Source organism: Nocardiopsis sp. TNDT3, assembly GCF_003427465.1.
Taxonomy (GTDB): Bacteria; Actinomycetota; Actinomycetes; order Streptosporangiales; family Streptosporangiaceae; genus Nocardiopsis; species Nocardiopsis dassonvillei.
The window spans coordinates 1-5,711 of sequence record NZ_QPFC01000003.1 but is presented as its reverse complement, the minus strand read 5'-3'; the positions used below and the strand labels follow the sequence as shown (position 1 = coordinate 5,711).

Below are 5,711 nucleotides of genomic sequence, written 5' to 3'. Positions count from 1 at the left end.
TAGAGGTCACAGGTTCGAATCCTGTATCGCCCACTCCACTCTCGGACGACCCCCGGACACCCGATGTGGGGCTTCGCCCCACGGGTTGTAGTTGGCTTGCCCAGGGTCCACTTCACTCCGGAGCGGCCCTGCTCGCGCGTAACCGCGCCCGCCGGGCCGCTTCGTCGTTTCTCCTGGGAGAAGGCCCCCAGACCCCCGACATCCCCTCGGGCCGGAGCGCGTGCTCCGGCCCGGGGTGTTTTCCGGGGCGTTCCCCCGGGTCTCGGGGGCGCCCGGGGCACCAGCTTGGTTACAGGCGCGCACGGAGGGTACACGAACACCACCCCGACCCCCGGAGGTAACCGTGTTCGCCGTCATCGCCGCCGTCCTGTTCGGACTCGCCCTGCTGCTGGAGCTGCTCGGCGAGAACATCCAGGACCTGGTCACCACCACGACCCTCACCCTCGCCGGGCTGCTGTTCCTCGCGCTGCACGCGGGGGGCTACGGCTCGGGCTGGGGACGCAGGCGCCGCTAGGACCGCGGGCCCGCCGAGGCTCCGAAGCCGACGGCCGCCGCGGCGCAGGGGCTACCTCAGCGAGGTCACGGTCCTGCGGACGGGACGGCGGGGCCGCCCGTCCGAGAAGAACTCCGGTGACGCGGCCCGGATCCGCCCGACGTCCTCGAACACCGCCCGCAGGTGGGAGCGCAGGGCCTCCACGGCGGTCCCGGTGTCCCCGGCCTCGATCGCGTCCACGACCAGCGTGTGCTGGTCCACCAGCTCCCCGATCGGGCGCGTGTCGATCAGGCTCAGCCGCCGGGCCCGGTCCAGGTGGGCCTTGGCCGCGTTCACCGTCCGCCAGGCGCTCTCGTTGCCCGCCAGCGCCAGCAGCGAGCGGTGGAAGTCCTCGTCCAGCTCGAAGAAGCGGTCGTGGTCGCCGCCGCCCGCCTCCCGCTGCGCGCCGAGCAGGACGCGCAGATCGCCGACGTGGTCCGCCGAGAAGGGGGGCCGGGCCTGGGCGAGGGAGGTGCACTCCACCGCCTCCCGGATGAACTGCGCCTGCCGGACGCGCTCGGGGTCCACGAGTGAGACGAACGTGCCGACCTGGGGGTAGACCTCCACCAGCCCCTCCTCGCGCAGCAGGATGAGGCTCTCGCGCACGGGCGTCCGGCTCACGGCGAGCTCGGTGGCGAGCTCGTTCTCCGACAGGGGCGTGCCCGGCTTGAGCTCCAGGGTGATGATCGCGCGGCGGATGGTGTCCAGGGTGCGGTCCCGCGCGGACAGCAGGGGTCCTCCGGACCGGGTCTGGTCGGCCATGAGGGGAGTCTACCGGCATTGACGCCACTGGTATGGCAGTGCTTGTATGTCAGTTGCCATCATGTTCACGTACGGTTTCCCCGATACTTCTTCGCAGGTGGAAGCCCTTCACAAAGGACCGGCCGATGACCGAACAGGCACCCCCCGCGCCAGCCGGACAGGGGGAGCGCAGCACCCGGGACCTCACCAAGGCCTCCGTGTCCGGGTGGCTGGGGACCGCCATGGAGTTCATGGACTTCCAGCTCTACTCCCTGGCCGCCGCCCTGGTGTTCAACCAGATCTTCTTCCCCGACCTCAACCCCGCGGTCGGCCTGATCGCGGCGATGGGCACCTACGGTGTCGGGTACGTCGCCCGGCTCGTCGGGGCGGTCTACTTCGGCCGCATGGGCGACCGCCTCGGCCCCAAGAAGGTCCTGTTCATCACCGTCGCCCTGATGGGCGTCTCCACCACCCTGATCGGCGCCCTGCCCACCTACCAGCAGGTGGGCCTGCTCGCCCCGATCCTGCTCGTGGGCCTGCGGCTGATCCAGGGCTTCGGCGCGGGCGCCGAGATCGCGGGCGCCACCGTGATGCTGGCGGAGTACGCCCCGGCCAGGCGTCGGGGGTTCATCGCCTCCCTGGTGTGCCTGGGCACCAACTCCGGCACCCTGGGCGCCTCCGCGATCTGGGCGGTCCTGGTGTTCGCGCTCTCCGAGGAGCAGCTGCTGTCCTGGGGCTGGCGCCTCCCCTTCCTGGCGAGCTTCCTCCTGCTGCTCCTGGCGCTGTGGATCCGCCTCTCCGTCAAGGAGAGCCCGGTCTTCGAGCAGCGCGAGGACATCGTCGACGGTGTGGCGATGTCCCGGAGCGAACTGGCCGCGGCCGCGGTGAAGGAGGACAGGAGCGGACTGGAGACCGCCCTGCACCAGCGCAAGGGCCGCGCGTTCCTGCTCGCCCTCGGCCTGCGCTTCGGCCAGGCGGGCAACTCCGGCATCGTCCAGACCTTCCTCGTCGGCTACCTCAGCGCCAACCTGATGCTCAACGACGCGGTCGGCACGTCCGCGATCGTCTACGGCTCCCTGCTCGGCTTCGTCACCGTCCCCCTGGTCGGCGTGCTCGGCGACCGCTTCGGACGCCGTCCCGTCTACCTCTTCCTGACCGTGGCGAGCATGCTGTTCGCCGTGCCCATGATGCTGATGATCGAGACCGGCGACACCGTGCTCGTGACCGTCGCGATGGTCGTCGGGCTCAACCTGTCGGTCCTGGGCCTGTTCTCCGTGGAGAGCGTCACCATGGCCGAGCTGTTCGGGGCGCGCACCCGGTTCACCCAGCTGGCCCTGGCCAAGGAGATCGGCGGCGTCCTGGCCACCGCGATCGGCCCGGTGCTGGCCGCCACGCTCACCGCCGCGACCAGCTCCTGGTGGCCGCTGTCGGCGATGATCATCGCCTACTCCCTGATCACCCTGGCCTCCGCCTACCTGTCCCCCGAGGTCCGCGGACGCGACCTGGTCCGACTGGAGGACGCCGTATGAGGGCCGTGACCGTCCACGGAGCCGAGGACCTGCGCGTCGACGAGCTCCCCGACCCCGTCCCCGGCGAGGGGGAGGTCGTCGTCGCCGTGGAGTGGGGCGGCATCTGCGGGTCCGACCTGGCCTACTGGCGCCACGGCCGCTCGGGGACGGCCGTGCTGCGCGACCCCCTCGTGCTCGGCCACGAGATCGCCGGACGCGTCGCCCGTGTGGGCCCCGGTGTGACCGGCGTCGAGGAGGGGCTGCCCGTCACCGTGCACCCGGCCGAGCTGGTCGGCGACGGGCGCATGCCGGAGCGGTTGGCCGGGCGCACCAACCTCTACCCGAGGGTGCGCTACTTCGGGTCGGCCGCGTTCTCCCCGCACACCGACGGCGGGTTCTGCGACCTCAAGAAGGTCGCGGCCCGGCAGCTGCGGCCCCTGCCCGAGGGGGTGGACACCCGCAGCGGAGCGCTGGCCGAACCGCTCGCCGTGGCCTGCCACGCCGTCAACCGCGCGTCGGGCGCCGTGGGGGGCGTCGAGGGCCGGGACGTGTTCGTCAACGGCGCGGGGCCGATCGGCTCGCTCGTCGTCGCCGCGCTCCGGCACGCGGGGGCGGCGCGGATCACCGTCGCCGACCTCGGGCGCGCCCCGCTGGAGGTGGCCCGGGCCATGGGCGCCGACGACACGCGCGACCTCTCGCGCGGGGACGCGCTGCCCGAGGACGCCGAGCTGGTCTTCGAGGCCTCCGGCGCCCCGGCCGCCCTCGGCGGTGTCCTGCGCGCGACCGCGCGCGGCGGGACCCTCGTCCAGGTGGGCAACCTCCCCGGAACGCAGGCCCCGGCGGCGCTGGGCGAACTCGTCACCAGGGAGATCACCTGGATCGGCTCCTACCGCTTCGTCGAGGAGATCGACGACGCCCTGGCCGCGATGGCCGCCGGTCTGGACGTCACCCCGCTCATGACCCACTCCTTCCCCGTCGGGGAGGCGCACGAGGCGATGCGGACGGCGGCCGATCCCGCCTCCGGCAGCAGCAAGGTCATGCTGCGCTTCGCCTGAGCCGCGCCGCGGGCGCCCGGCGCTCCCAACCGGGAGCGGGCGCCTCCCCTCCATCCAGAAAGGGCATTCCGTGAAGATCACCGACGCACGTGTCGTCGTGTCCTCACCCGGCCGCAACTACGTCACCCTGGTGGTCGAGACCGAGGACGGCGTCACCGGCATCGGCGACGCCACGCTCAACGGCCGCGAACTCGCGGTCGCCTCCTACCTGCGCGACCACGTGTGCCCGCTGCTCGTCGGACGCGACGCGCGGCGGATCGAGGACACCTGGCAGTACCTGTACAAGGGCGCCTACTGGCGCCGCGGCCCGGTGACGATGACCGCGATCGCCGCCGTGGACGTGGCGCTGTGGGACATCAAGGGCAAGGCCGCGGGCATGCCCCTCTACCAGCTCCTGGGCGGGGCCTCTCGTGAGGGCGTCCTGGTCTACGGGCACGCCAGCGGCACGTCGCTGGACGGGCTCTCCGAGGACTTCCAGCGCCACCTGGACCTGGGCTACCGGGCGATCCGGGTCCAGGCCGCGGTCCCCGGGCTGGAGAAGACCTACGGGATCGCCCCGGCGGACGGCCGGGTGTACGAGCCCGCCAGCGGCAACCGGCCCCAGGAGGACACCTGGGACACCCCGGCCTACCTGGACTTCGCGCCGGCCATGATCGCCCACGTCCGTGAGCAGTTCGGCTACGGCGTGCACCTGCTGCACGACGTGCACCACCGGCTCACCCCGATCGAGGCGGGCCGCCTGGGCGCGGCGCTGGAACCGTACCGGCTGTTCTGGATGGAGGACCCGACCCCGGCCGAGGACCAGTCCGCGTTCCGGATCCTGCGCCAGCACACCACCACCCCCGTGGCGGTGGGCGAGGTGTTCAACTCGATCTGGGACTGCCAGCAGCTCATCACCGAGCGGCTCATCGACTACGTCCGCGCCTCGGTGTCGCACACCGGCGGCATCACCCACCTGCGCCGCGTGTTCTCGCTCGCGGAGCTGTACGGGGTGCGCTCGGGCTCGCACGGCGCCGGTGACCTGTCGCCGGTCGCCATGGCCGCGGCGCTCCACCTCGACCTGGCCATCCCCAACTTCGGCATCCAGGAGCACATGGGCCACACCGGCCCATACGCGGAGGTCTTCCGCACCTCCTACTCCTTCTCGGACGGGTACATGCACCCCGGAGACGCCCCGGGCCTGGGCGTGGAGTTCGACGAGGAGGCCGCGGCCCGCCACCCCTACGAACCCAGGTACCTGCCGGTCAACCGGCGGCTCGACGGAACGGTGCACGACTGGTGAGTACACACGGACTGACGGGTGGGGGCGAGCCGCTGGACGTCGTCGTCCTGGGCGAGGTCCTGCTGGAGGTGGCCACCGACGCCCCCGTCGCGCACGGGGTCCCGGCCAGGCTCGGTGTCTCGGGCGACGCCCTGAACGTCGCCGCGGCGGCGGCCCGGGCCGGGGCCAGGGTCGGTCTGGCCGCCGTCCTGACCGACGACGAGCTCGGGCGGGCGATCGCCGACCGCGTCGCGGAGCTGGGCGTGTCCACCGGCATGCTGCGCTTCCGCCCCGGGCAGCAGGGCGTGTACCTGGTGCACAGCGACCCCGAGGGCGAGCGCGCCTTCTCCTACGCGCGCGCCGGGAGCGTGGGCTCGTCCCTGTCCCCCGAGGACCTGGACGAGGGGGCGGTCGGCGCGGCGGGAGCGGTCGTGGCGGGCGGCATCGCCTGCGCGGTCTCCGACAGCGCGCGCCGGGCGGTCCTGACCGCGGCGCGCCTGGCCCGCAGGTTCGTGTTCGACCCCAACCACCGGCCGCGGCTGGCCTCGCGGGAGGAGGGCGCCGCGACCCTCGCGGAACTGGCCCGGCACGCCCACCTGGTGACCCCCTCCCAC

Annotated in this window: 6 protein-coding genes; 5 read left to right on the top strand and 1 reads right to left on the bottom strand. The window is 72.8% G+C overall.

Annotated elements, in window-relative coordinates; translation table 11 throughout:
- The first annotated feature begins 343 nt into the window (after positions 1–343).
- Positions 344–514: a hypothetical protein gene (locus DQW06_RS29080; RefSeq protein ID WP_013154287.1), complete on the top strand. Its 171-nt coding sequence runs from the start codon at positions 344–346 to the stop codon at positions 512–514.
- Positions 515–565: 51 nt separating this feature from the next.
- On the opposite strand, the gene DQW06_RS00075 is transcribed toward DQW06_RS29080, so the two are convergent.
- Positions 566–1,294 (bottom strand): GntR family transcriptional regulator, encoded by a 729-nt coding sequence (locus DQW06_RS00075; protein WP_013154288.1) that lies wholly within the window; start codon positions 1,292–1,294, stop codon positions 566–568.
- A gap of 125 nt (positions 1,295–1,419) precedes the next feature.
- Between DQW06_RS00075 and DQW06_RS00070 the strand changes: the two genes are divergently transcribed.
- From DQW06_RS00070 to DQW06_RS00055, 4 genes are all read left to right on the top strand, one after another.
- Complete coding sequence (locus tag DQW06_RS00070) at positions 1,420–2,802, top strand: MFS transporter (RefSeq protein ID WP_117197719.1); 1,383 nt, start codon at positions 1,420–1,422, stop codon at positions 2,800–2,802.
- Entirely contained in the window at positions 2,799–3,836 is a 1,038-nt protein-coding gene (locus DQW06_RS00065) for an L-idonate 5-dehydrogenase (protein ID WP_013154290.1), read from the top strand. The genes DQW06_RS00070 and DQW06_RS00065 overlap by 4 nt, the downstream gene beginning before the upstream one ends.
- 70 nt (positions 3,837–3,906) lie before the next feature.
- Positions 3,907–5,118, top strand: coding sequence for a D-mannonate dehydratase ManD (gene manD, locus DQW06_RS00060; protein WP_013154291.1), 1,212 nt, complete (start codon positions 3,907–3,909; stop codon positions 5,116–5,118).
- Positions 5,115–5,711 (top strand): PfkB family carbohydrate kinase (locus DQW06_RS00055; protein WP_232832920.1); only part of this gene is annotated, 597 nt, incomplete at its 3' end. The genes manD and DQW06_RS00055, both read left to right, overlap by 4 nt.

What these genes read in the sequence shown, in the direction of transcription:
- DQW06_RS00075 (WP_013154288.1), bottom strand. Translation starts at nt 1,294, where the DNA reads ATGGCCGACCAGACCCGGTCCGGAGGACCCCTGCTGTCCGCGCGGGAC.
- DQW06_RS00070 (WP_117197719.1), top strand. Translation starts at nt 1,420, where the DNA reads ATGACCGAACAGGCACCCCCCGCGCCAGCCGGACAGGGGGAGCGCAGC.
- DQW06_RS00065 (WP_013154290.1), top strand. Translation starts at nt 2,799, where the DNA reads ATGAGGGCCGTGACCGTCCACGGAGCCGAGGACCTGCGCGTCGACGAG.